This is a genomic window from Allobosea sp. 05T438, from assembly GCF_056396025.1.
In genome coordinates this window covers 56,469-79,437 of record NZ_JBFTKQ010000017.1, presented here as the reverse complement: position 1 = coordinate 79,437, position 22,969 = coordinate 56,469, and the positions used below count along the sequence as shown (strand labels likewise).

Genomic DNA, 22,969 nt, shown 5'->3' with positions numbered 1-22,969 from the left:
GGCCGCTATGGCTATCGCAAGATCGCCGCGCTGCTGCGCTCGACGGCAGGCTGGGTCGTCAACGACAAGCGGGTTGAGCGCATCTGGCGACGTGAGGGGCTGAAGGTTCCGGCCCGACAACCCAAGCGCGGCCGCCTCTGGCTCGCGGATGGATCTCGCATCCGCCTGCGTGCAGAGCGGCCCAATCACGTGTGGTCCTACGACTTCGTCGAAGACCGCACCCATGATGGGAGGAAGTACCGCATGCTGAACGTAATTGACGAGTTTAGGGGGCTTCTCGGGATCGCGTGAAAGCTACCCTGGGTACGGTGCAACGGCAGCACCGACGCTGGCCGATCCGCTTTCGATGATGCGCGCGGTGATGCCGCCATGGCCCCGAACGGCGTTGTATCCTCCAACGCCGAGGATTTCCTCCATCCGGGAGCAGGGATGACACTCCCCCGTGGTTTCGAGGATCGCGGAACCGATTCTGAAGCGCCTATCCTTCAGCGCGAGCAGATTGATACCGCGGGTCACAACATTGCGTCGCAATTCGCCCGGGTGAATTTTTGAACGGGCTATGTAACTGGCAATCGCGGAGAGGTGCTCAACTTGGATCAGAGTCACCTGGCGCTTGCCCGCGGCGCGGGTGTGGCGATCGCCAACAACACCGCGGGTAATGTCAAAATCGGCGCTTTGGAGCGCGACCATTGGTTCGCTACGCGCCGGCCGAATGCCCAACCACACAACCTGCCCAGTCTTCATGGGAGCGTTCAGGAGCTGCGCAAGCGGGGAGGAGGGGTTCAGAGGCATCAATCGTTCTACCGTACTGGAATGCGCCCAATCACTCAGGGAACGCTCGCATCAGCCCATAGGCGAAGCATCGGGCCGTCGACTCCAACGACTGGATCCCGCGGCGGGAAGCTCAAGATCGAAATCTTTTGGATCATGGCCGACGTCGGTTCCTCCCGGACGATGTCGCCGGTCTGGCCGGGCGGGTACGCGCCGACAACAAGGAAATCGTTAGATTGGCTGAGCTGGCGGTGACCCGTTCCCGCTGGAAGAACCACCACATTGCCGGCCGTCACCTTGACCTCCCGGCCCGTATCGCCCCCCAGCATCAGCTTCGCGTGCCCTGCCGCGATGCCGAGCACTTCGTGACCCTGCGAGTGATAATGATCGAAATCGTAGATTCCATCGCGCCATTGCGGTGGCCAGCCATTTTCGGAGAACCGTTTTTCCATGAGCGTCGCCAGATCGGCAGCATCGGGACCGAACGCCCCCTCATAGATCAGTGCGGGAAGCCGGGGATTGTTTGGGACGAAGCGCCAGGGCTCGAAACGAAGGGCGGTCACGGTGGTCTGCATAGCCTGGTATCTCCCAAAGACGATCCTTGAACGCAGTCGTCTCATGGCCGTTCCTCGCCGAGAGTTTGGTTTGATTCAGCGGATCCAAGCGAGGGCGTAATTATCTCCTGAGCGCCTTTCGGCTTGGCGCAACCCAGGGACCACTCGGGTGGACGCCGCGGAACAGCTTTCCTCCCCTCCTGACACTCGCTCGGGCGAAACTGCCCTGGGAGGTGTCCCCAAGCCGGAACCGTCCGTTCCTTTGGGGATCTTAGCGCCAGGAGGATCAGCCAGACGACAAGAGCAGCCGTGGTGCACAGGATCGGTCGCGGGTTAATCTCAATGAGACTACGAGGTGCGCTATTGGAACGACAAATTCGGCGTCTCCAAAGCACGGCTTTAAGATGCCGTGCCTGCCGCTGGTTCATCCGCCGAGGCTGTGGAGAGGGAGCTGCGCCGCAACAAATTGGGCGGGGAGAACAGGCAGTGAGCGCAACCGTCGAGATCCGCCGGCACCGCGAAAACTGGGTCATAGAGGGTGGATCGGCTCGCATCCAGATCACGTCCCCTCGGGATTCGTCGAACGCTTTGTTGAGGACTAGGCGACTTCGGAAGAGGTTGGCACTGCCGGATTCCCGAACCACCAAAGAACCATCATGGTCAGTGGCGTTCCCACTGACGTCTACGTGATAGGCGCCCTCCGTCGAAGCAACTTTCCAGGATTGAGCGGGTACAGGATTACGCCCCTTTTCCATCCAGTCCCTGTTACTATCGGTTATCAGGTGCCGGGTATGAGGACTTCATGAGCAACGATCGAACGCGCCGCCCGACGAGCGCGCGGGACAAGGCGGAAGCCCTTTTTGCTGCGCCGAAAGTGGCGCCACCTGCGTCAATCGAGAAGCGTACCGTTCTGCCGGGCGCCAAGGAGATGGTCACTCTTCGGATCGACAGCGAGGTGTTGGCGCACTTTCAGGATGGCGGCCCCGGCTGGCAGGACCGGATCAACGATGCACTCAGAAAGGCGATCCCAGCAGCCCTTGATGAGGGGCTGAGGCCGGACGAGCTTAACTCGTCGAACGATGGCTGATAATCGGCCCGCGAGCCCCACTTCGATGACCGTGCAGCACTGGCTGATATAGCTCCGGCCAGAATCGCGAGACGCGATACGGGCCTGGCGCGCTGCGCCGCGACGCGAAGCACCGAGCCAGCTTTATCCCTAACAGGCCAGATTGTTCGGCGTCAGCTGCACCCAGTGCGATCCAAGCTTCGGATTAACGCAGCAAACCGGAATCGCCGGGGCAGTTGTAACGTCGTGGCGGCCTGGTCACACGAGAGGAGAGTGTGACGGATTGCTATTCATGGGGTTGCATCCGCGCGTACTGGGTCCGAAGCTGCACTTCGAGGGAGGCGAAGTTATGCGTACGCCTGACAGCTCAGATGCCTCTATGGCTCGGATCAATGGCATCCTCATTCGAGGTGCCATCGTCGTGGCGATCGCCGCCGCCACCGTTCTCCCGCTGCTGCGCTGATTACTGCAGGCTTCAGGGCGCGAGTTGAAGTCCGCGCCATCAGCAAGCCCGCAGTCGAACAAATGCCATCAACTTTGACCGAGCTGAAAGCCTTGACCGCGCTGGAGCTTGCACCACGCCTGATTGGCGTCGGGCTGCTCGTTGATGGCGTAGGAGGAACCATCGTCGAAACCGAGGCCTATCTCGCTGACGATCCAGCTTCGCACAGTTTCCGAGGCCCGACACCGCGGAATGCGGCTATGTTTGGGCCTTCCTGGCACGCTTACGTTTATCGGTCCTATGGGCTGCACTGGTGCTTTAACATTGTCGCTGCGGGCGATGGCGCGGTCTTGATCAGAGCCATCGAACCGACAGATGGGTTGGCTGAAATGCAGGCGCGCCGCGGCAGCATGATCAATCTCTGCAATGGGCCAGGGCGCTTGGCCCAGGCGCTCGGGATAACAAGCGCTCATGATGGATTGAGCTTGGAACGCAGCCCTTTCTCGATCGTAGACCGAACACATGCGCCGGAGATTTCTTGCAGCGCCCGGATTGGGATTTCGAAAGCCGCCGAGCAGCCATGGCGATATGGCCTAGCCGGCTCGCGCTTTGTGAGCAAGCCGTTCCCAAAACCTGGCAGATAGCTCTGGCCGGCGGCTGAGTGGCTCATGGTCAATCTTTTTGAAGCTTTCCGAGATTGCCAGGCAGCCCTCAGAGCGGGAGATCGTCCGGCCGTAATAGGCTCTGGTCCGGCTCGGGGCCGCTCGCATTCTCACCCTTGTGGGCCTCATCCCATTCGCGAATTGCCGAAGTCAGGCTCTGGAGCTCGCGGCCCTTTTCGGAATCGCGGAGAGCGTCGCTCACGGCGGCCGGGCGCTGGACGGCCGCTTGATATTCATCTTGGTTGGAAATGCGCACCTGTCGTCTCCAAGCTGTATCGCCTGGACGAGGAACAGGCCCGCGGTGCCTCTGTTCCAAGGCAGCCAAGCGTTGAGCCCTGCGGAAGCAGCGCGATGGGCGGCCGTTCGCGGGATGGGCTACCCTTTCGCCCGCGGAGGCGTCAGTGGCTGCTGGTGGAAATCGTCCGTTGTTCCGCCCGGGATGGCGCGCTGGTGCCGAGCTCGTTGCGCATCGTTAAAGGGCCAAGCCTACTTCGTCGGCTGAGAGCGCGCGGTGAGCTTGTTCCCATCGGGGTCGCGAAGGTATGCGACGAAAGCACCATTGGGACGCTCGCTCGGCGGGGTTTCGATGGACTTTCCGCCATGTGTCGTTCCGGCATCGTGCCAGGCTTGGACATGCTCTCGGCTAGCCGCAGCGATGCCGATTGTCCCGCCGTTGGCAAAGGTCGCCGGATGCATACGGTCGAAGAAATTCTGGAGGTCATTGAGGGGCAGGCCGAGATCCGCATCGAGGACGAGGTTATGTCGGTCCTGCCCAACCAGTCGGTCATCGTGCCCGCTGGCAGCCGTCATGGATTCACGAACAGCGGAGCCGGGACACTGAAAGTTCGAGCCACTCTCGCTTCGCCGGTTTTCGAGGCCAGCTACGACGACAGCGGAGAGCTGAAACGGAGGTACAGCCCGAACGCCTCATAGAGATATTTGGGACGCCACCTGACGGTCGAGTCGGCATACGCGTCATGCAGAGCGAGATGTCGAGCAATGCGCGCACGCACTTGCCCGGGAAACGCGCTTGGCGGATCTCTGCTGTAGTGATTTTACTGTCCTGAGGATTCGGCATGTCCCTGGCGAATGGTCGGCCGCTACTCGCGATGCCAGGCCCCACTAATATTCCCGATCGCGTGCTCCAGGCGATGATGCGGCCGGCTGAAGAACTCAGTTCCGACAGCATCGTGAGCCTGACCGAAACGGTTCTCTACGATCTCAAGCGCGTCTTCCGGACTGACGGCGAAGCCTTCGTATATGCCGCCAACGGCCATGGTGGATGGGAGGCGGCCTTCACCAATGTTCTGTCGCGAGGCGACAGGGTTCTCGTGCTCGAAAGCGGCCGCTTCGCCGTCGGCTGGGGTGAGATGGCCCGCTTCATGGGCGTCGATGTCGAGATGCTCCCCGGCAGCTGGTGCCGGGCCGTCGATCCCGCAGCAGTCGAGGCTCGCCTGCGCGACGATACGCAGCACACGATCAAGGCCGTGATGGTCGTTCAGATTGATACCGCAGCCGGCATCGTCAACGATATCCCGGCCATTCGCAGGGCCATCGACGCCGCCGGTCACCCCGCTCTGTTCATGGTCGATGCCATTGCCTCCCTCGGGTGCATGGAATTCGAGATGGATGCCTGGCGCATCGACGTTGGCGTCTCAGCCTCGCAGAAGGGTCTCATGTCTTCGCCAGGCCTCGCCTTCGTCGCGGCCAACGAGAAGGCTCTGGCCGCCCATAAACGCGCCGACCTGCGCACCGGCTATTGGGATTGGAGTGGCCGGATGAACGTGCTGGCCTATATGAAGCATTGCGGCACTGCGCCTGAGCATCTCCTCTTCGGACAGCGTGCCGCGCTCGACATGATCTTCGAGGAAGGGCTGGAGGCGATCTGGCGCCGCCACGCCGCCCTTGCCAAGGCGACACATGCTGCCGTCGAACTCTGGTCGAGTGGTCAGGCTCTCACCTTCGGAGTGACCGAGGGATCCGAGCGAGCGCCGTCTGTGACGGCGGTGTTAACGCCTAACGTCGACGTAAGCGTCATCACCGCCTTCGCGCGCGACGTCTGTGGCGTGACGCTCGGCCTCGGGATTGGAGATTATCACGGCAAAGCCTTCCGGATCGCCCACATGGGTCATTTCAACGCTGCGGCGCTTATTGGAGCGCTCGGAGCCGTTGAGATGGCGCTTCAAGCCAAAGAAATCCCGCACGGCCCGGGTGGTGTGGCAGCCGCAATCGCCAGCCTGGCCGCCGCCGCGTGAAAGATACGGCGATTATGCCGCATGGAGGCCCTGAACAGACGGGGTGTCGCTCATGCCGACAGGTGCAGGCGATAGCTGGATAGCTTCTCTCCCGTCCCTCCGGGCGGCATACCTCACCGAAGCAAACCTTCAGCCTCAAACTCTTCCCAGCCGTCGAGGCCGGTTTTCTGTTCGTCCGGACCGGTCGCTGCCTTACGGGATTTGGCCAAACGCTTTCCCGCGCGCGTCAAAGCTGCTTTCCCTGCTGCTCGCCGCCGGTTCTCTGCTGTCGTTGCGATATCCTCTTCCCGCCAGATTTCCGGCAGGCCGCTATCGAGGACTTGCTCGATGAAACTTGGGGTGAACACGTGGAATGTGACGGCTTTGGCTCGGCCACGCAGCTTGACCGTTCTGGTTCCCGCGCTCTGCAGTCGTCCATCATTGAGCCACTTGTGGCGCTCACGAGATGAAATGGAGAGAATGTCCTCGGCCTCGCTGGGGAGGATGGGCAACTCGGCAATATCGGCCAACATATCCGCTACGATCGCAGATAGAGCGTCAAACTCAGCAGCTTCGGCGTCCGGCATGTGAAGGATCGCTTTGCCGGTTTCGACCGTGAGGTGCTTCCGCGTCGACCAAGGAAGTCGCCGCCTGATTTCCCGCTCGATTCCCTTGGCGCGGACCGGCGATCCAAGTGTAATTGTAGATGGGAGAGGCCATTCGGCGAGCTGCGTTGAGGTGCGCTTCACATGATGCTCTGCTCAGGATTGCGGGCCCGGGATTAATCGCACGGATCGATCGCGTGTTCCTAACTTCTACGTTCTTGGTGGGGGTAGAGCTTGCACATAGGTTGCTCGCTGGGGCGTGGGCGTCCTGAAGGTCGTCGATACTCTGTTGGCGATCAGTTGGCTCCCGACTTCAGCTACTCTTTTCGGAGCTTTTGGCGATCGAGTTGCGCTTCAGCGAACTCCTGCCGGAGGCGCTCGTTCACGCCTTCCAGTTCGGCCCGCAAGGCGCCTCGATCGAGTTCGGCAGGCATTGCCTCGCTGTTGACCGTCTGATCGAGAATATCTGCCAAGACGGTGTGAAGGAACTGGGAGCATTCCCCTTCATTCTCCGGCGCTGGAACCAGGATCTGCGCTAGAAGTGCCAGTGCCAGCCCTCGCCAAGCGACGACCTCGTAGGACTGCTCAACGATTTCGGTTGGATCATCGGAGATCATCAGTACTCCTGCTTGGAGGAAGAGGGTGTGCCTCGGCAACCTCCCGTCGTGTCGCTGTGTTCCCGCCAAACACCGAGCTTGACTCTCGGCCTCTCGCTGAGAACATAAGAGGAACATAAGGTGTCGTTCTAGCAGGTAAAGCCCGTTGCGGCCACAGCCAGTATTCCAGTCGCTTCGCGACCAGATCGAGCGGATCGAGGGCCGAGGGGTCCGCGGTCGGACTGTGCTGCCGTTCGGAATCGCGACGCTTGATTCGCGCTTGCCTGGTGGAGGCCTAACGCTGGGGGCACTCCATGAAGTCGCCGGCGGCGGAAATGGGGCGATTGATGGTGCGGCAGCGGCTTTGTTTAGCGCCGGAGTTGCCGCCAGGAGTCGTGGCAAGGTGCTCTGGTGTCTCACCCGAGCCGATCTTTTCGCGCCGGCGATGGCGCAGGCGGGGCTGATCCCTGACCGCGTGATCTATGTCGAGGCAGGAGATGACAAGACGGTGCTCGCCTGCATGGAAGAGGGCCTGCGCCATGGCGGGCTGGGCTCCGTCGTCGGCGAGGTAGCCCGCTTGTCCATGACGGCATCGCGTCGCCTTCAGCTGGCTGCGGAGGGGACAGGTGCTATCGGCATCGCGCTGCGACGATGGCGACGAGAGGTCGATGCCTCCGATTTCGGTCAGCCCACGGCGGCGATGACCCGATGGCGCGTCTCGGTTCTGCCATCGACAGTGTTGCCGGTGCCTGGAATGGGACGACCGCGCTGGCTTGTTGAACTGATCAGGGCCAGGGCGGGCGAGAGGGCGGATTTCGAATTGGAGGCATGCGATGACACGGGTCGTCTCGGTCTTCCTCCCGAACTGGTCGATCGATCGGTTCCGGCGGATGGCTCGTGAGCGGCGGACCGGGTGCGGAAGCGGTCAACAGCGACGGATGATGTGACATCCCAGAATTTCGCGGCCTGGGAGAGCCGATCGAACGTCTTCGTCACTTCAGCCCACGCCGCCCATGTCTGATCGTTGAGATCGATCTCCACCTTGATCTCTGTCGCGATGATCGCTGCCGCGACCTTCAAGGCCTCCTCTTCCGCTTCCTCGAAAGCAACGCGCGCGGTCGGGATGGACGACTTCATCACAACGCGAAGTGGCAACTGTTCGCGACGTCGCAGTTTCCGCCAGGCGCGACGCCGATCTGCGACCGCTTCGTTAAGATCCGACTGGAGCAAGACCTTCTGGTGCGCCGCATCGTTGATCAACTGCTTTAGGCCCCCGAGGTCCGGGCTGGTCAGGCTCGCCACCTCGGCGCTCTTGATCTCCCCGACCAAGGGCCCTGGCTGCGGCTCTGGTCCGGGTGCATCGGCTCGGGTGGAACCGGTGGCTCCAGATAGACCTCAGCTGGGGTCGACGCTCGTCTTACGGGGCGAGGCGAACTCAGATTGCGAGTGTAGGAAATGCCAGTGCCGGGCAGGCCCATGGTCAGACGGCTGCCGCGCGGGCCGATGTTGATCATCGCTCCCGGCACGCCGGCGCTCACGCTCACACCGCTGAGGCTGAAGTTCACCCTGCGCCGGGAAAGAGACGAACGGAACGCCGAAACCTGAATCCCATGAAGCGTCCTTTCCACCGGCCTGCACAGGCAGCCGCGGTCGCCGAGCTAGAGGGTGGGGGAATTTCTGGAACTCTCGGCTGGCTTCGAAGGCGTCTGCTGCTCCTTCAGGTTCTTCCCGATCAGATCGCCGCGTGACCGGATGACATAAGCGGTGACGACCTCCCGGACACGATCCTCCGCGATCTTCCGAACCAATGAGCGATCTGACGGCCCACCGGACTCGTTTTCCACCAGCTCGGTGGTGACCTTCACGAGCGCGTCGATGTCGTTTTGGCAGAAGATCATGGCCGCCTTCGCGACAACTTCCGCCTTCTCGTCGGTTAAGAGCATCGTCGCCCCTTCCTTGCCGATGCAGGCGAGTGTTTTCGTCCGAATAAGGTCTCGGGTCTTCTCCAGGAGCTCGGTCCTTTCGGCCCGAGCAGCCTTGGCACGGGTCTCGGCCTCTATCCGCTGCGCCTCGGCATGCGCCGCAGCGGCCTCCCGTTCGGCTCTTTCCTTCTCCAGCCTGGCCTGGCGGTCGGCGCGTTCCCTCTCCTCATTGGCCTTTTGCTCGGCTGTCCTACGCTCAGCGTCCGCCCGAGAGGTTGCGATCTGGCTGGCCAAGCGAACGCGCACGGCTCGCTCCAGGTCGGTTAGATATGCACCTGTGTAGAAAGCTTGGGCGTCGAGCGATGTCGCGGTCAGGTCAACGACGCGGGCGCTGGGCCGGGTTGTGCGCGCTACCCCGTTCTCACTCACCTGATGAAAGGGCTCAGATCAAGTGGAGCAGCGGCTGCCGACACACTTTGGCTACCAATGCCGACACACTACCCGCTCGTGCCGACAAACTTCGTGTGTTGGCACACAGGGGCGAGACGGAGGGCGGCGAGACTCGACTCGCCTTCCGACGGGGAGAGATCTATAAAAGAACAAAGAGAGAACAATTGCATCGTCCCATGACCGTAACCACCGCCCCGACCCTGTCCGATCTGCGCCGTAGTCTTGCCGAGGCGGCCCTGCGCGCCGGCCCGGCTTCGCAGGGGCGGATCGGTCTGGGCGTGGCTTCGCTGGACGAGGCCCTGAATGGCGGGCTCGCGCGGGCGGCGCTGCACGAGGTCTACGCCGCTGAGGTTGCCGATCTCGCCGCCGCGACCGGTTTCGCGCTCGGCCTCGCGCTGCGGGCGGGGCAGGTGGAGGAGAAGGCCGCCGAGCGCCCCATCCTCTGGGCGCGGCAGGATTTCGTCGACGCCGAAGCCGGCCGGCTGCATGCGCCGGGGCTCAACGAGCTTGGCCTTGATCCGGCACGCCTCCTGCTGGTGCGGGCGCGCGACGGCGAAAGCGCGCTGCGGGCTGGCGCCGAAGCGGCGCGCTGCCCCGCGCTCGGTGCCGTGCTGATCGAACCCTGGGGCGAGCCGCGCTCCTTCGATCTGACGGCGAGCCGCCGCCTCGCCCTGGCGGCGGAGGGCTCGGGCGTGCCGGTTCTGCTGTTGCGCGTGGCGGCGGCCGAGGTGCCGAGCGCGGCGCGCACGCGCTGGCAGGTGAGGGCGCTCGCATCGCGGGCGCTGGAGGCCAATGCCCCGGGTGCCCCGGCTTTTGCGGTGAGATTGCTGCGCCAGCGCGGCGGCGCGGCGGAACGTGAGTGGCGTGTGGAGTGGGACCGTGACCGACGATCTTTCGCGGAACGCAGCCTTTTCGAGCGATCCGACAGACTGGCTTCCCGGACAGACCATGCCGCGCCGCTATCTCGCCCTCTGGTTCCCCTTCCTGGCGACGGACAGGTTGCGGCGGATGGGCGCGATTCCGGCCTTCGGCGCGCCGGCTGAGAAGCCGTATGTCCTGGTCGAGGCGCAGCGCAACGCGCTGCGCCTGGTCGATTGCGACAAGCGCGCCGTAGATCTCGGCCTGACGCGAGATATGACGCTGGCCGATGCCCGCGCCCGCATCCCCGATCTCGTCGCGCTGGAGGCGCAGCCGCAGGTCGACAGCGCATTCATCGAGGCGCTCGCTGCCTTCTGCGACCGTTTCACCCCGCTGGTCGCGCGCGACGAGCCGCATGGCCTCATGCTCGACATCACCGGCTGTGCCCATCTCTTCGGCGGCGAGGAGGGGATGGTCGGCCTTGTGCGGCGGGTGATGGACCGGATGGGCTTGAGCCTGAAAGCCGCCATCGCAGGCACGCCCGACGCCGCCCGCGCCTGCGCCCGCTTCGCACGGGGCGGCATTATCCCGCCGGGGCGGGACGAAGCGGCGCTTCGCCCGCTACCGGTCGCGGCTCTGGAGGCCGAAGCAGAGACCGTGATTGCGCTCTCCCGCGCCGGCTTGAAGAGCCTGGCCGATCTCGCGGAGCGCCCCTCTGAAACCTTGTCCTCCCGCTTCGGCGAGGCGTTGGCGACGAAGCTCAGGCGCATCCTCGGCCGCGAGGACCGGCGCATCACACCCCTGCGCCAGCCGCCGGACTGCGTGGTCGAGCGCCATTTCGCCGAGCCTTTCGCCGATACTGCGAGCCTCGAGGCGGTGGTCATCCGCCTGATCGGGGAGGCGGCTCGTGTGCTGGAGGCGCGCGGCGAAGGCGGGCGCCTCTTCGAGATCGGCTTCTTCCGCAGCGACGGCGCTGTCCGCCGTCTCGCCATCGAGACCGGGCGGCCCTCGCGCGATGCCAAGGCGCTGCTCCGGCTCTATCGCGAGCGTATCGAGACGCTGGCCGATCCGCTCGATCCCGGTTTCGGCTTCGATGCGATCAAACTCGCCGTGCCCGTTTGCGAACCGCTGAACACGCCCCAGCACAGCCTCGACGGCCGCGCCATCGAGGAGGAAGCGGTGGCCGATCTCGTCGACCGGCTCGTCACCCGCTTCGGCCGCGACCGAGTGCTGCGCTTCGCGGCGCAGGATACGCATCACCCCGTCAGGGCCGCGAAAGCGCTCTCGGCTGCTGCACCATTACCTGAGGCGGCTTGGTCCGCCCCCGAGCCGCAGGAACCGCCGGCCCGCCCGCTCCAGCTTTTCGAGCCGCCCCATCCGGTCGAGGCCATCGCGGAGGTGCCGGACGGACCGCCGATCCGCTTCCGCTGGCGCCGCCTCACTCATGACGTCGCCCGCGCCGAAGGCCCCGAGCGCATCGCGCCCGAATGGTGGCGCGACGGCAGCGACGAACCGATGCGCGACTATTACCGCGTCGAGGATGCGCAAGGGCGCCGCTTCTGGCTCTACCGCATCGGTTTCTACGAGGCCGACAGCGCCCCGCCGCGCTGGTTCCTGCACGGGCTCTTCGCATGAATCAGATTGCGAATGCCTTCGCCGAACCTGTTGCCGCCACGCATTTTTCCTTCCTGCGCGGAGCCTCCCCGGGGCCGCATATGGTGCTGACGGCGCTGCTGCTCGGCTATTCCGGCATCGGCATCGCCGACCGCAACACGGTGGCCGGCGTCGTGCGCGCCTGGGCGGCACTGAAGCAAGTGCGCGAGTACGGTCTGCCGGCGCCCGACAAGGTCAGGGAAGGCGGCAGCCCAGGGGAGTATTTTTGGGCCGAGAACCCCGAATTCGCCGCTCTGCCCTTCACGCCCGAGGAGATGAAAGCGAAGGCCGATGGCTTCAAGCTCGCGACCGGCACCCGTCTCGTCTTCGCCGACGGCACGCCCGACATCGTCGTCTATCCCGCCAATCGCGTCGGCTGGGGCCGCCTTTGCCGTTTGCTCAGCCATGGCAACCTGAAGGACGGCGTGAAGAAGGGCGAGTGCCATCTCGTTCTCGACGACCTCCTGAACGATGCCCGCGACCTGCTGCTGATCCTGATGCCTGCGCGCAGCCTCGATGGCCTGTCCGCATTGCTCGCCAAGCTGGACGATGCTGCGCCCGGTGCTGTCTGGCTCGCCGCCAGCATGCACCGGCGCGGCGACGACCGTCGCCGCCTTGCGCGCCTGAAGGTGATCGCGGCAGCGACTCGCACGCCGCTGATCGCGACCAATGATGCGCTCTACGATTCCATCGGGCAGCGCGACCTGCAGGACGTGCTGACCTGCATCCGCGAGGGCACCACCATCGAGCGGGCCGGTCGCCTGCTCGAATCCAATGCCGAGCGCCATCTCAAGCTGCCGCAGGAGATGGCCCGCCTCTTCCGCGATGCGCCCGAGGCCATCGCCGAGACGCAAGCCCTGTTCTCTCGCATCGAGTTCGACCTCGGCCAGCTCAAATACGAATATCCGGACGAGCCGATCCCGCCCGGCTGGAAGGATCAGGACTGGCTGGTGGAACTGGTCCGCCGCTGCTGCCTGATCCGCTATCCCGACGGCGTGTCGGAGAAGGTCGAGAAGCTGCTGGCGAAGGAACTCGATCTGATCGGGAAGCTCGAATACGCCCGCTATTTTCTGACTATCCGCCAGATCGTCGAATTCGCTAACAGCAGGGGCATTCTCTGCCAGGGCCGCGGTTCGGCTGCGAATTCCGCCGTCTGCTACGTGCTCGGCATCACCGCGGTCGATCCGGACGAGAACGACGTGCTGTTCGAGCGCTTCATCTCCACGGAGCGCAAGGAGCCGCCCGATATCGACGTCGATTTCGAGCACGAGCGGCGCGAGGAGGTGATCCAGTGGATCTACAAGTTCTATGGCCGTGAGCGCGCCGGCATCGCCGCGACCGTGATCCATTACCGGCCACGCAGTGCCATTCGCGAGGCCGGCAAGGTGCTGGGCCTGACCGAGGACGTCACCGCCCGCATCGCCGATACCAATTGGGGAAGCTGGGGCAGCGAGATCGGCGATGCCCGCGTCCGTCAAGCCGGGCTCGATCCGACGAACCCGACGATCCGCCGCGCCGTCGATTTCGCCACCCGCCTGCTCGGCTATCCGCGCCATCTCTCGCAGCATGTCGGCGGCTTCGTCCTATCGCGCGGACGCCTCGACGAGACCGTGCCGATCGGCAACGCCGCAATGGACGACCGCACCTTCATCGAATGGGACCGTGACGACATCGACGAGCTCGGATTGATGAAGGTCGATGTGCTGGCGCTGGGCATGCTGACCTGCATCCGCAAGGCCTTCGATCTGATCAAGGCGAACGGGGGAAAGGATTACGCGCTCGCCGACCTCAAGGATGGCGACGAGGCGACCTACGACATGCTCTGCGAGGGCAAGTCGCTCGGCGTCTTCCAGGTCGAGAGTCGCGCCCAGATGAACATGCTGCCGCGGCTGAAGCCTCGGGAATTCTACGATCTCGTCATCCAGGTCGCGATCGTTCGCCCCGGCCCGATCCAGGGCAACATGGTGCACCCCTATCTGAAGCGGAGGGCCGGGATCGAGAAAGTCGTGTTTCCGTCTCCGAAGCCGCCCCATCCTGAGAACGAGCTTTATGAAGTTCTGAAGAAAACCGAAGGCGTTCCTCTCTTCCAAGAACAGGCGATGCGCCTCGCCATGGTTGCCGCCAAATTCTCCGACATCGAAGCCAATGGCCTGCGCAAGGCGATGGCCACCTTCCGCAATGCCGGCACCATCTGCAATTACGAGACGATGATGGTCGAGCGCATGGTCGCGCGCGGATATGAGCGCGATTTCGCCCAGCGCTGCTTCGAGCAGATCAAGGGCTTCGGCAGCTACGGCTTCCCGGAGAGTCACGCGGCTTCCTTCGCCAAGCTGGTCTACATCTCCTCCTTCCTGAAGCGGTGGTATCCGGCCGCTTTCGCTGCCGCGTTGCTGAATTCCCAGCCGATGGGTTTCTACGCACCGGCCCAGATCGTGCGGGAGGCGGAGGAGAACGGTGGCGTCGAGGCGCGGCCGGCCGATGTCAATTCCAGCTTTTTGGACAACAGCTTGGAAGCCGTTTCGGAATCGAGTTCTTACCATGACCGGCTGCGTCAGGAGAGCAAAAGGGACCCCTTCGCGCTCCGCCTCGGCTTCCGTCAGATCGACGGCTTCAAGGATGAATGGGGGAAAGCCATTGCGCAGGAGCGGGAAGTGGGCGGCCCGTATCGCGACGTCGAGGAACTGATGCGTCGCGCCTGCCTTCCCGCCCGCGCCATGCGCCTGCTCGCCGATGCCGATGCCTTCCGCTCGTTCGGGCTCGACCGCCGCGAGGCGCTCTGGGCCGTGCGCCGGCTGCCGGATGATGCCGTTCTGCCGCTGTTCCAGGCCGCGCAGGCCCGTGAGCTCGGTTCGGAGCGGAGCATGGCGTTGCCGGTCATGCCGCTGGCCGAGCACATCGTCGCCGACTACCAGACGGTGCGGCTCTCGCTGAAGGGCCATCCGATGCAACTGCTGCGTCCGCGCTTCCGGCGCGAGGGCATCCTGAGCTGCGCCGAGACCGATGCGAAGCCCGACGCCGCCTTCGTCCGCACGGCCGGCGTCGTGCTGGTGCGCCAGCGCCCGGGCAACGGCAATGCCATCTTCGTCACGCTGGAGGACGAGACCGGCATTACCAATGTCGTGATCTGGGCGCGGCTGTTCGAGCGCTTCCGCCGTGAGGTCATGGGCGCGCGGCTGATGCTGGTCGAGGGCAGGGTGCAGAAAAGCGTCGAAGGCGTCGTCCATCTCATGGCCCAGCGTATCGTCGACCGCTCGGCCGATCTGCTTTCGCTGTCGGACACGCACCGCGCCGAGGTCCCCATGTCCGTCGACGAGCTGAAGAACCCGCCGCTGCCGCGCCACCGCCATCCGCGCAATGTCCGGATCCTGCCGAAATCGCGGGATTTCCATTGAGAAGCAGGCACTCGTTCGTTTCGCCTCCTGCGTGGCCCCGCTGAATGCCGCTGTCCGGTCGTTGTCGGAACATCACTCGCCTGCGGGTGTGCAGCGTTCGTTAAAACAATCTTCTCCTCTGAAAGTGAAATAAGAAAAAACCCGCTACTGTATGTGAATTGAGCTTTGACCCCTGCGGGTATAAGTCGTCTGTTCGATTTACCGAACAAGCGGCACGGCAGGACAATGGCGGAAAGCCCCGGCCAGGACGAGGCAAAAGCGACTGAAACGGCACCGGACGAGGGTGCCGCCGAAATGCTGGCAAGCCGTGCCACAACATTGAATGCTGCGCTCGGCGCGGTCGATGTTCCGGCTCGCCTCGCCGGGGCCGTTGCGGGAGCGAAGGGGGCGGTGGTCTTCACCACATCCTTCGGCCTCGAAGATCAGGTCCTGACCCATTTCATCGCCACGGCGAAGCTGCCGGTGATTTTCGCTACGCTCGATACCGGCCGGCTCTACCCCGAGGTCTATGCGCTCTGGCAGCAGACCGAGGAGCGCTACGGCATCCTGATCCGGCCCTATTACCCGCGGCACGACGCGGTCGAACTCTATGTCCGCCAGAACGGCATCAACGGCTTCCATGTTTCGCGGGAGGCTCGCAAATCCTGCTGCGACATCCGCAAGGTCGAGCCGCTCGGCCGCGCGCTGGCGGGCGCCGACGTCTGGTTGACGGGCTTGCGCGCCGACCAGTCGGCGGCGCGCGGCGCGGTTCCTTTCGCGGAGGCGGATCTGGCACGCCGGCTCGTCAAGGCGAGCCCGCTGATCGACTGGACGCGCGCGCGCACCCTCGCTTTCGCGCAAGAGAACGGCGTGCCGCTCAACCCGCTCCACGCGCAGGGCTTTGTCTCGATCGGCTGCCAGCCCTGCACCCGTGCCCTCCGCCCCGGCGAGCCGGAGCGGGCCGGGCGCTGGTGGTGGGAGGACGACGCTGCCAAGGAATGCGGCCTGCATGTCGGGCCGGACGGAAAGCTGGCGCGCGGCAAAGCCGCACCGGCGGGAGCTCACGCATGATCCAGCTCAGCCATCTCCAGAAGCTCGAGGCGGAAGCCATCTTCATCATCCGCGAGGTGGCAGCGACCTGCGACAAGCCGGTGCTGCTCTATTCGATCGGGAAGGATTCAGCGGTCCTGCTGCATCTGGCGATGAAGGCGTTCTACCCGGCCAAGCCGCCTTTCCCGCTGCTCCATGTCGATACGACCTGGAAGTTCCGCGACATGATCGCCTTTCGCGACGAGACGGCGGCGCGCCTGGGGCTCGACCTCATCGTCCACGTCAACCGGGAGGGTGTCGAAGCCGGCATCAACCCCTTCTCCTCGGGCTCGCGCATCCACACCGACGTCATGAAGACGCAAGGCCTCAAGCAGGCGCTCGACCTGCACAAGTTCGATGCGGCCTTCGGCGGCGCTCGCCGCGACGAGGAAAAGAGCCGGGCCAAGGAGCGTGTCTTCTCGCTGCGCTCGCCCGAGCATCGCTGGGACCCGAAGAACCAGCGCCCGGAGCCCTGGCAGCTTTTCAACACGCGCAAGCACCGCGGCGAGAGCTTCCGTGTCTTCCCGCTCTCCAATTGGACCGAGCGCGACATCTGGGACTACATCGCGCTGGAGAACATCCCGGTCGTGCCGCTCTATTTCGCCGCAGCCAGGCCTGTCGTGCAGCGCGACGGCGCCTGGATCATGCGCGACGACGAGCGCATGGAGTTGCTCCCCGGCGAGGTGGTCGAGACCCGCATGGTCCGCTTCCGCACACTCGGCTGCTACCCGCTGACCGGCGCGGTCGAAAGCGAGGCGGCGAGCCTCACCGACATCATCGCCGAGATGCGCTCCTCGCGCTCTTCCGAACGGCAGGGCCGCGTCATCGATCATGACGGCTCCGGCTCGATGGAGCAGAAGAAGCAGGAAGGCTATTTCTGATGGGCTTCGCTATCGCCAGGAACCTGGCCAAAAAGAACCTGAAGACGTCGAAACCGGCCCAGAATCTTCGCCCCGCCAACGATACGCCAGCCGCCTCCGAAACCGGCCGGCATTCGCTGCTGCGCTTCATCACCTGCGGCTCGGTCGACGACGGCAAGTCGACGCTGATCGGCCGCATGCTCTACGAGGCCGGCGCGGTCTTCGACGACCAGCTCAGCGCGCTCGACAACGATTCCCGCAAATTCGGCACGCAAGGCGCGGCGCCCGATTTCGCCCTCTTGGTCGACGGCCTCTCGGCCGAGCGCGAGCAGGGCATCACCATCGACGTCGCCTATCGCTATTTTGCGACCGAGACGCGCAGCTTCATCGTCGCCGACACGCCCGGCCACGAGCAATACACCCGCAACATGGCGACCGGCGCCTCCACCGCCGATCTCGCCATCATCCTGGTCGATGCACGCAAGGGCCTGCTGCCGCAGACGCGCCGCCACTCCTTCATCGTCTCGCTGGTCGGTGTCCGCCATGTCGTGGTCGCGATCAACAAGATGGACCTCGTCGGCTATAATCAGGCCGTCTTCGAGCGGATCGCGGCCGATTACCGCGCCGCGGTGAAGAGCCTCGGCTTTGCCTCGATCAGCTTCATCCCGGTCTCGGCCCGCGACGGCCAGAACGTCATGCGGCCGTCCTCACTCATGGCCTGGTATGACGGCCCGGCGCTGTTGCCGTATCTCGAAAGCGTTGCGATCGCGCGCGCTGCCCGCAGCGGCGAAGGCTTCGTCCTGCCGGTGCAGTGGGTCAATCGCCCGGATCTCGACTTCCGCGGCTATGCCGGCACGCCCGTCGCCGGCCGCGCCCGCGTCGGCGATCCGGTCATAGCGCTGCCCTCGGGGCGCACGAGCCGCATCGCCCGCCTGATCGGTGCTGCCGGTGACGCCAGTCAGATCGCCGCCGGGCAGGCCGCGACCGTCACTCTCGAAGACGACATCGACATCTCGCGCGGGGACGTCATCGTCGCTGCGGACACGGCGTTGCCGGTCAGCCGCGGGCTCACGGCACGACTGCTCTGGACGGGCGAACGCGCCATGCTGGAGGGCGGCCAGTTCCTGCTGAAACTGGCGACGCAAAGCGCCAGCGCGACGGTCGAGACCTTGCACCACAGCATCGACATCGAGGGTTTCCGGCCGCTGCCGGCGCAAGCCCTGCGCATGAACGGCATCGGGCTGGTGACGCTCCGGCTCGACAGGCCGCTGGTTTCGCAGCCCTATGCCGAGAGCCACGAGCTCGGTGGCTTCATCCTGGTCGATCGGATCAGCAACGAGACCGTCGCCTTCGGCTTCGTCGAGCCGGGCGGGGATGCCGAGCAACACGGCGCGATCGGCGAAGGCGGCGTAGCGGCCCGGTTCCGGCGCAATGTCATCCGTATCGTCGGCCGGCGCGGCACGCCGGATCGCCGGGCCTGGCTGGCGGCAGCGAGCTGGCGCGTGCTGAGTACGGCGGGGTTGTTCCTGGCGGCCTTTGCTTTGACGGCGAATGCGCCGGTCTCTCTGGCGCTCGCCTTCGGCGATATCCTGCTCCGTCCTGGCCTGCGGGCGCTGCATATGCGGCTCTGGCGCAAGGCGCCGATTGGGACCTTGCAGGACGGCGCGGGGATCTGAAGAGCGGCGCCAGCGGCTTCTGCCGTCGGCGTCGAGGGTCTTGCGGTTGCCTCGGGTCAGCGCGGCGACCGGGCGGCGGAATTCAGGCCGCCTGGGTGTAGTTCGTTTCCGTGGTTCCCTGCGAGCGGAGCTGCGAGGCGGAGACATAGGCTTGCGAGGCGTTCTGGATAGCTTCCGGGGGCGGCCGCCGGTGGTGTCGTTCGCCGGACTGTTGCAGCGTGGACTGGAAGGCCTTCACCTCGTCCTGCGAGACGGAGCCGTCGCTATCCTTGTCCAGAGCACTGAAAAGCTGGTTCAGCCGGTCGCTGCCCAACCGGCTGTCGCCGAAGGCCGAGGTGAACTCACCCTGGCTGATCCCGCCGCTGGAATCGCCGTCGATCTGCTTGAACACCGAGGCGAAATCATTGGTCGAAGCCGCCTGCGCATTCTGCGTTCCGTCGGCCTGGAGGGAGAACAGGAAGGACTGCAGCAGGCTGTCGGCCTTCTTGGCCTTGTCCTTGAACGCATCCGACTCGGCCTTGCTGATCGAGCCGTCGCCATCGGCGTCGATCTTCTTGAAGAGCTCTTCGCTCTTGGAGCTGTCGGCTCCTTTGGGCGCGGCGCTCTCGAATTCATCGAGGCTGATGCCGCCGTCGCTGTTGCTGTCGATCTGGTCGAAGCTGGGAGGTTTGTGATGTGGCCGGAAGCCGCCACCGATACCGCTGACACTGGACATGGAGATACTCCGGAAAACGCCGCAAACGTGCGACGCTCCCGAAGTCTCGGCCGGGAATCTTGGTGAACACCTAATAAACGGCGTCGCGTGCGAGTATTTTCACGGGCGCAGGAATGCGGGGTGCGACGCCGTCCTGCTCAGTGCGCGACCACCGCCGTCGCCTCGATCTCCAGAAGCGCCTGCGGCTCGACCAGCGCCGTGACCGCGACCACCGCCATCGCCGGGAAATGCCGGCCGAAGACCTCGCGATAGATTGGTCCGATCTCGCGAAGGCTGTCGCGGTAGCTCTGGATGTCCGTAACGTACCAGGTCAGGCGCACGATATCCTCGACGCGCCCGCCGCCGGCCTCGACGACTGCCCTGATGTTGAGGAAGGTCTGGCGCAACTGGCCGACGAAGCCTTGCGCGAAGATGCCCTCGGCGTTCCAGCCGACGAGCCCGCCCGTGACCAGCACGCGGCCGTCCGCCGCCATGCCGTTGGCATAGCCGCGCGGCTGTGGCCAGCCCTCGGGCAGGATGGCGCGGGACTGCGGAAGTTCGGACATGAAGGGTCGCCTTGGTTTCGGCCGTTTGGCTCTGGTTGAACGGGGGAATCAGGTCTCGGCCTGCGCCATCTGGCGCAGCGCGAAACGCTGCAGCTTGCCGGTCGCCGTCTTCGGCAGGGCCGCGACGAATTCGATGGCGCGCGGATATTTGTAGGGCGCGATGCCAGCCTTCACATGCTCCTGCAGCGCCTTGACCAGCGCTTCGTCGCCTCTGACGCCCTCGCGCAGCACGACATAGGCCTTCACGATCTGGCCGCGATCGGGGCAGGGCGCGCCGACGACGCCGCATTCCGCCACCGCCTCATGCGTCAGCAGGCAGGCTTCCACTTCCGGCCCGGCGATGTTGTAGCCGGCGGAGATGATCATGTCGTCGGAGCGGGCCTGGTACCAGAAATAGCCGTCGGCATCGCGCAGATAGGTGTCGCCGGTGATGTTCCAGCCATTCAGGACATATTTGGCCTGCCGGGGGTCGGCGAGATAGCGGCAGCCGGTCGGCCCGCGCACGGCGAGCCTGCCGGGAGTGCCGTCCGCGACTTCGTTGCCGTTCTCGTCGACGATCTTCGCCTCGTAGCCCGGCACCGGCAGCCCGGTCGAGCCTGGCCGGATCGCCTCGCGCGGTGCGCCGATGAAGATATGCAGCATCTCGGTCGCGCCGATGCCGTCGAGCAGCGGTAAGCCGGTTTTCGCCTGCCAGGCGTCGAAGGTCGCCTTCGGCAGCGCCTCGCCGGCGGATACGCAGATGCGCAGCGAGGCGATGTCGCGCCCGTCGAGCTTGTCCAGGATGGCGCGATAAGCGGTCGGCGCCGTGAAGACGACACTGACCTTGTAGCGCTCGATCGCGTCGATGAGATCGGACGGGCCCGCCTTCTCGGGCAGTACCATCGCCGCGCCGATCCGCAGCGGAAACAGAACGAGCCCCCCGAGCCCAAAGGTGAAGGCGAGCGGCGGCGAGCCGGTGAAGCGGTCCTCGGGCGAGGCCTTCAGAACACGTGCGCCATAGGCATCGCAGATCGCCAGCATGTCCTGGTGGAAATGCATTGTGCCCTTGGGCTCGCCGGTGGTGCCGGAGGTGAAGGCGATCAGGCAGACATCGTCGCGGGCGGTGTCGGCGGCCTCGAAACGCTCGTAGCCCGGCTGCGCCATCAGCGTTTCAAGCTCGCTGCCCGCCGAGCCGAAGGCGACGATGCGGGCAAGGCCCGGCACCTGCGCCTTCGCCGCATCGAGCTCGGCAGTCAGGCGGTGGTCGCAGAGCGCCAGCGCGATCCTGGCCTTGCGCAGCGGATAGGCGAGTTCGCCCGCCCGCAGCATCGGCATGGTCGCGACTGCGATGCCGCCGGCTTTTATGACGGCGAGATAGGCGGCGACCATCATCGGCGTGTTGCCGGCGCGCAGCAGCACGCGGTTGCCGCTGACCAGGCCGAGATCGCGGGTCAGCACATTGGCGATGCGGTTCACCTTGTCGGCGAGGTCGGCATAGCTCCACTGCAGATCGGCGGCGATGATCGCCGTGCGCCCGCCGTGGTCTGCAGCGATATGGCTGTCGAGCAGCTCGGCAACGCAGTTGAGCCGTTCCGGGTAGCTCAGCCCCGCCTCTTCCAGCCTCAGATCGGGCCAGCTTTCGCGCGGCGGCAGGTTGTCCCGCGCGAAGCTGTCCTTAAGTCCCGATCTCGCGAATCCGGTTGCTGTCATCTCGTTCCCCTGCCTTTGCGGCATGTGCTTTCAGCAGGTCGCGCGCGATCACGACCTTCTGGACCTCGCTGGCACCCTCGTAGATGCGCAGCGCCCTGATCTCCCTGTAGAGTTCTTCCACCTTGACGCCCTTGGTGACGCCGAGGCCGCCATGAAGCTGGACGGCCCGGTCGATCACGCGCTGGGCGTTCTCGGTCGCGACGAGTTTCGCCAGCGCTGCCTCGCGGGTGACGCGGGCGGCGCCGCGGTCCTTGGTCCAGGCGGCGCGGTAGACGAGAAGGGCGGCGGCATCGACCTCAGCCGCACTCTCGGCGATCGCTGCCTGCGAGAGCTGGAGGTCGCCGAGCGTGGCGCCGAAGAGCTTGCGGCCATTGGCATGGCTAAGCGTCTCGTGCAGCGCCCGCCTCGCGAAGCCGAGCGCGGCGGCGCCGACCGTCGAGCGGAAGATATCGAGCGTCGCCATCGCCACCTTGAAGCCGTCGCCGGGCCCGCCGATGCGATTCTCGAGCGGCACGCGGCAGCCTTCGAAACGCAAGGTCGCCAGCGGATGCGGCGCGATCACCTCGATGCGTTCCGCGATGGCCAGGCCGGGCGCATCGGCCTCGACCAGGAAGGCGGAAAGCCCGCGCGCGCCGGGCGCCTCACCGGTCCGGGCGAAGACAACGTAATGGTCGGCGATGCCGCCATTCGAAATCCAGCTCTTCTCGCCGTCGATGCGGACATGGTTGGCGCCGTCCGGCGTCGCGGTCGTCGCCAGGGCTGCGACATCGGAGCCCGCCTCCTTCTCGGAGAGGGCGAAGGCGGCGATCCGCTTGCCAGCCGCGACACCAGGCAGGATACGCTGCTTCATCGCCTCGGAGCCTGCGATGCTGATCGAGCCGGTGCCGAGTCCCTGCATGGCGAATGCGAAATCGGCGAGCCCGTCATGAGCAGCCAGAATCTCGCGGGCGAGGCAGAGCGTGCGGACATCGAGCTTGTCGGAAAGCCCGCCATAAGCGGCCGGCACGGCCGCCTTCAGGAAACCCGCCGCGCCCAGCGCCGCGACACGCGCCCGGCAGGCTTCGTCAACATCGTCGTGGGGCAGATCGGCAAGATAGGAATCGGCCCAGCCGGCGAGCTCAGCGGCGAAGGTTCGATGGCGCTCCTCGAAGAACGGCCAATCCAGCGTGTCGCCGAGGATATCGAGGCCGAGGCGAGGGGCGCTGCTCATC

General features: G+C 65.0%; 24 protein-coding genes and 1 pseudogene. 13 read left to right on the top strand and 12 right to left on the bottom strand.

Translation table 11 applies throughout. The features are described from left to right. Positions 1 to 267: pseudogene (locus AC1DIN_RS24695) on the top strand (IS3 family transposase); the annotation flags it as partial. A gap of 27 nt (positions 268 to 294) precedes the next feature. Here the strand turns inward: AC1DIN_RS24695 and AC1DIN_RS24690 are convergent. Together AC1DIN_RS24690 and AC1DIN_RS24685 are read right to left on the bottom strand one after the other, a co-directional pair. Continuing rightward, on the bottom strand, positions 295 to 744 hold the full coding sequence (locus AC1DIN_RS24690) for an MOSC domain-containing protein (protein ID WP_476766469.1): 450 nt from the start codon (positions 742 to 744) through the stop codon (positions 295 to 297). 83 nt (positions 745 to 827) lie between these two features. Beyond that, complete coding sequence (locus AC1DIN_RS24685; protein ID WP_476811668.1) at positions 828 to 1,346, bottom strand: cupin; 519 nt, start codon at positions 1,344 to 1,346, stop codon at positions 828 to 830. A 781-nt stretch (positions 1,347 to 2,127) separates the two neighbouring features. Between AC1DIN_RS24685 and AC1DIN_RS24680 the strand changes: the two genes are divergently transcribed. Further along, positions 2,128 to 2,412 carry a BrnA antitoxin family protein gene (locus AC1DIN_RS24680; protein ID WP_441472057.1) on the top strand — a complete coding sequence of 95 codons (285 nt, stop codon included), beginning with the start codon at positions 2,128 to 2,130 and terminating at the stop codon, positions 2,410 to 2,412. A 504-nt stretch (positions 2,413 to 2,916) separates the two neighbouring features. Continuing rightward, positions 2,917 to 3,477 (top strand): DNA-3-methyladenine glycosylase, encoded by a 561-nt coding sequence (locus AC1DIN_RS24675; RefSeq protein WP_476804050.1) that lies wholly within the window; start codon positions 2,917 to 2,919, stop codon positions 3,475 to 3,477. A gap of 67 nt (positions 3,478 to 3,544) precedes the next feature. On the opposite strand, the gene AC1DIN_RS24670 is transcribed toward AC1DIN_RS24675, so the two are convergent. Together AC1DIN_RS24670 and AC1DIN_RS24665 are read right to left on the bottom strand one after the other, a co-directional pair. Beyond that, entirely contained in the window at positions 3,545 to 3,751 is a 207-nt protein-coding gene (locus tag AC1DIN_RS24670; RefSeq protein WP_476811667.1) for a hypothetical protein, read from the bottom strand. Positions 3,752 to 3,981: 230 nt separating this feature from the next. Further along, a complete protein-coding gene (locus AC1DIN_RS24665; RefSeq protein ID WP_476811666.1) occupies positions 3,982 to 4,305 on the bottom strand; it encodes a VOC family protein in 324 nt (107 codons plus the stop codon). On the opposite strand from AC1DIN_RS24665, the gene AC1DIN_RS24660 reads away from it, so the two are divergent. Both AC1DIN_RS24660 and AC1DIN_RS24655 read left to right on the top strand, forming a co-directional pair. Then, positions 4,204 to 4,428, top strand: coding sequence for a cupin domain-containing protein (locus tag AC1DIN_RS24660; RefSeq protein WP_476811670.1), 225 nt, complete (start codon positions 4,204 to 4,206; stop codon positions 4,426 to 4,428). The two genes, AC1DIN_RS24665 and AC1DIN_RS24660, sit on opposite strands and share 102 nt — an antisense overlap. Positions 4,429 to 4,571: 143 nt before the next feature. Next, positions 4,572 to 5,750 carry a pyridoxal-phosphate-dependent aminotransferase family protein gene (locus tag AC1DIN_RS24655; RefSeq protein WP_476811665.1) on the top strand — a complete coding sequence of 393 codons (1,179 nt, stop codon included), beginning with the start codon at positions 4,572 to 4,574 and terminating at the stop codon, positions 5,748 to 5,750. 113 nt (positions 5,751 to 5,863) lie between these two features. Here AC1DIN_RS24655 and AC1DIN_RS24650 read toward each other — a convergent pair whose 3' ends face one another. Beyond that, on the bottom strand, positions 5,864 to 6,478 hold the full coding sequence (locus AC1DIN_RS24650) for a hypothetical protein (protein ID WP_476811664.1): 615 nt from the start codon (positions 6,476 to 6,478) through the stop codon (positions 5,864 to 5,866). 173 nt (positions 6,479 to 6,651) lie between these two features. Then, positions 6,652 to 6,951, bottom strand: coding sequence for a hypothetical protein (locus tag AC1DIN_RS24645; RefSeq protein WP_476811663.1), 300 nt, complete (start codon positions 6,949 to 6,951; stop codon positions 6,652 to 6,654). A 145-nt stretch (positions 6,952 to 7,096) separates the two neighbouring features. On the opposite strand from AC1DIN_RS24645, the gene AC1DIN_RS24640 reads away from it, so the two are divergent. Beyond that, positions 7,097 to 7,831, top strand: coding sequence for an ImuA family protein (locus AC1DIN_RS24640; RefSeq protein WP_476811662.1), 735 nt, complete (start codon positions 7,097 to 7,099; stop codon positions 7,829 to 7,831). 388 nt (positions 7,832 to 8,219) lie between these two features. Here the strand turns inward: AC1DIN_RS24640 and AC1DIN_RS24635 are convergent, their stop codons facing one another. Further along, positions 8,220 to 8,444 (bottom strand): hypothetical protein, encoded by a 225-nt coding sequence (locus AC1DIN_RS24635; RefSeq protein WP_441472126.1) that lies wholly within the window; start codon positions 8,442 to 8,444, stop codon positions 8,220 to 8,222. Here AC1DIN_RS24635 and AC1DIN_RS24630 point away from each other — a divergent pair. After that, positions 8,392 to 8,535: a hypothetical protein gene (locus tag AC1DIN_RS24630; protein WP_441472131.1), complete on the top strand. Its 144-nt coding sequence runs from the start codon at positions 8,392 to 8,394 to the stop codon at positions 8,533 to 8,535. The two genes, AC1DIN_RS24635 and AC1DIN_RS24630, sit on opposite strands and share 53 nt — an antisense overlap. A 53-nt stretch (positions 8,536 to 8,588) precedes the next feature. Here AC1DIN_RS24630 and AC1DIN_RS24625 read toward each other — a convergent pair whose 3' ends face one another. After that, positions 8,589 to 9,146 carry a hypothetical protein gene (locus AC1DIN_RS24625; protein ID WP_476811661.1) on the bottom strand — a complete coding sequence of 186 codons (558 nt, stop codon included), beginning with the start codon at positions 9,144 to 9,146 and terminating at the stop codon, positions 8,589 to 8,591. Positions 9,147 to 9,478: 332 nt separating this feature from the next. On the opposite strand from AC1DIN_RS24625, the gene AC1DIN_RS24620 reads away from it, so the two are divergent. The 6 genes from AC1DIN_RS24620 to AC1DIN_RS24595 all read left to right on the top strand — a co-directional run bounded on the left by AC1DIN_RS24620 (position 9,479) and on the right by AC1DIN_RS24595 (position 18,809). Next, positions 9,479 to 10,345 carry an ImuA family protein gene (locus AC1DIN_RS24620; RefSeq protein WP_476811660.1) on the top strand — a complete coding sequence of 289 codons (867 nt, stop codon included), beginning with the start codon at positions 9,479 to 9,481 and terminating at the stop codon, positions 10,343 to 10,345. Continuing rightward, positions 10,251 to 11,795 carry a Y-family DNA polymerase gene (locus tag AC1DIN_RS24615; RefSeq protein ID WP_476811659.1) on the top strand — a complete coding sequence of 515 codons (1,545 nt, stop codon included), beginning with the start codon at positions 10,251 to 10,253 and terminating at the stop codon, positions 11,793 to 11,795. Before AC1DIN_RS24620 ends, AC1DIN_RS24615 begins: the two co-directional genes overlap by 95 nt. Next, complete coding sequence (locus AC1DIN_RS24610) at positions 11,792 to 15,205, top strand: error-prone DNA polymerase (protein WP_476811658.1); 3,414 nt, start codon at positions 11,792 to 11,794, stop codon at positions 15,203 to 15,205. The genes AC1DIN_RS24615 and AC1DIN_RS24610 overlap by 4 nt, the downstream gene beginning before the upstream one ends. 225 nt (positions 15,206 to 15,430) lie before the next feature. Further along, positions 15,431 to 16,255, top strand: a complete 825-nt coding sequence (locus AC1DIN_RS24605; protein ID WP_476811657.1) for a phosphoadenylyl-sulfate reductase — start codon at positions 15,431 to 15,433, stop codon at positions 16,253 to 16,255. Beyond that, positions 16,252 to 17,154 (top strand): sulfate adenylyltransferase subunit CysD, encoded by a 903-nt coding sequence (cysD, locus tag AC1DIN_RS24600; RefSeq protein ID WP_476811656.1) that lies wholly within the window; start codon positions 16,252 to 16,254, stop codon positions 17,152 to 17,154. Before AC1DIN_RS24605 ends, cysD begins: the two co-directional genes overlap by 4 nt. Further along, complete coding sequence (locus tag AC1DIN_RS24595) at positions 17,154 to 18,809, top strand: GTP-binding protein (RefSeq protein ID WP_476811655.1); 1,656 nt, start codon at positions 17,154 to 17,156, stop codon at positions 18,807 to 18,809. The genes cysD and AC1DIN_RS24595 overlap by 1 nt, the downstream gene beginning before the upstream one ends. 82 nt (positions 18,810 to 18,891) lie before the next feature. Here AC1DIN_RS24595 and AC1DIN_RS24590 read toward each other — a convergent pair whose 3' ends face one another. From AC1DIN_RS24590 to AC1DIN_RS24575, 4 genes are all read right to left on the bottom strand, one after another. Continuing rightward, a complete protein-coding gene (locus tag AC1DIN_RS24590; protein WP_476811654.1) occupies positions 18,892 to 19,524 on the bottom strand; it encodes an EF-hand domain-containing protein in 633 nt (210 codons plus the stop codon). 137 nt (positions 19,525 to 19,661) lie between these two features. Beyond that, on the bottom strand, positions 19,662 to 20,069 hold the full coding sequence (locus tag AC1DIN_RS24585; RefSeq protein ID WP_476811653.1) for a RidA family protein: 408 nt from the start codon (positions 20,067 to 20,069) through the stop codon (positions 19,662 to 19,664). A gap of 48 nt (positions 20,070 to 20,117) precedes the next feature. After that, complete coding sequence (locus tag AC1DIN_RS24580; RefSeq protein ID WP_476811652.1) at positions 20,118 to 21,758, bottom strand: benzoate-CoA ligase family protein; 1,641 nt, start codon at positions 21,756 to 21,758, stop codon at positions 20,118 to 20,120. Next, complete coding sequence (locus AC1DIN_RS24575; RefSeq protein ID WP_476811651.1) at positions 21,724 to 22,968, bottom strand: acyl-CoA dehydrogenase family protein; 1,245 nt, start codon at positions 22,966 to 22,968, stop codon at positions 21,724 to 21,726. Before AC1DIN_RS24575 ends, AC1DIN_RS24580 begins: the two co-directional genes overlap by 35 nt. Position 22,969: the final 1 nt, after the last annotated feature.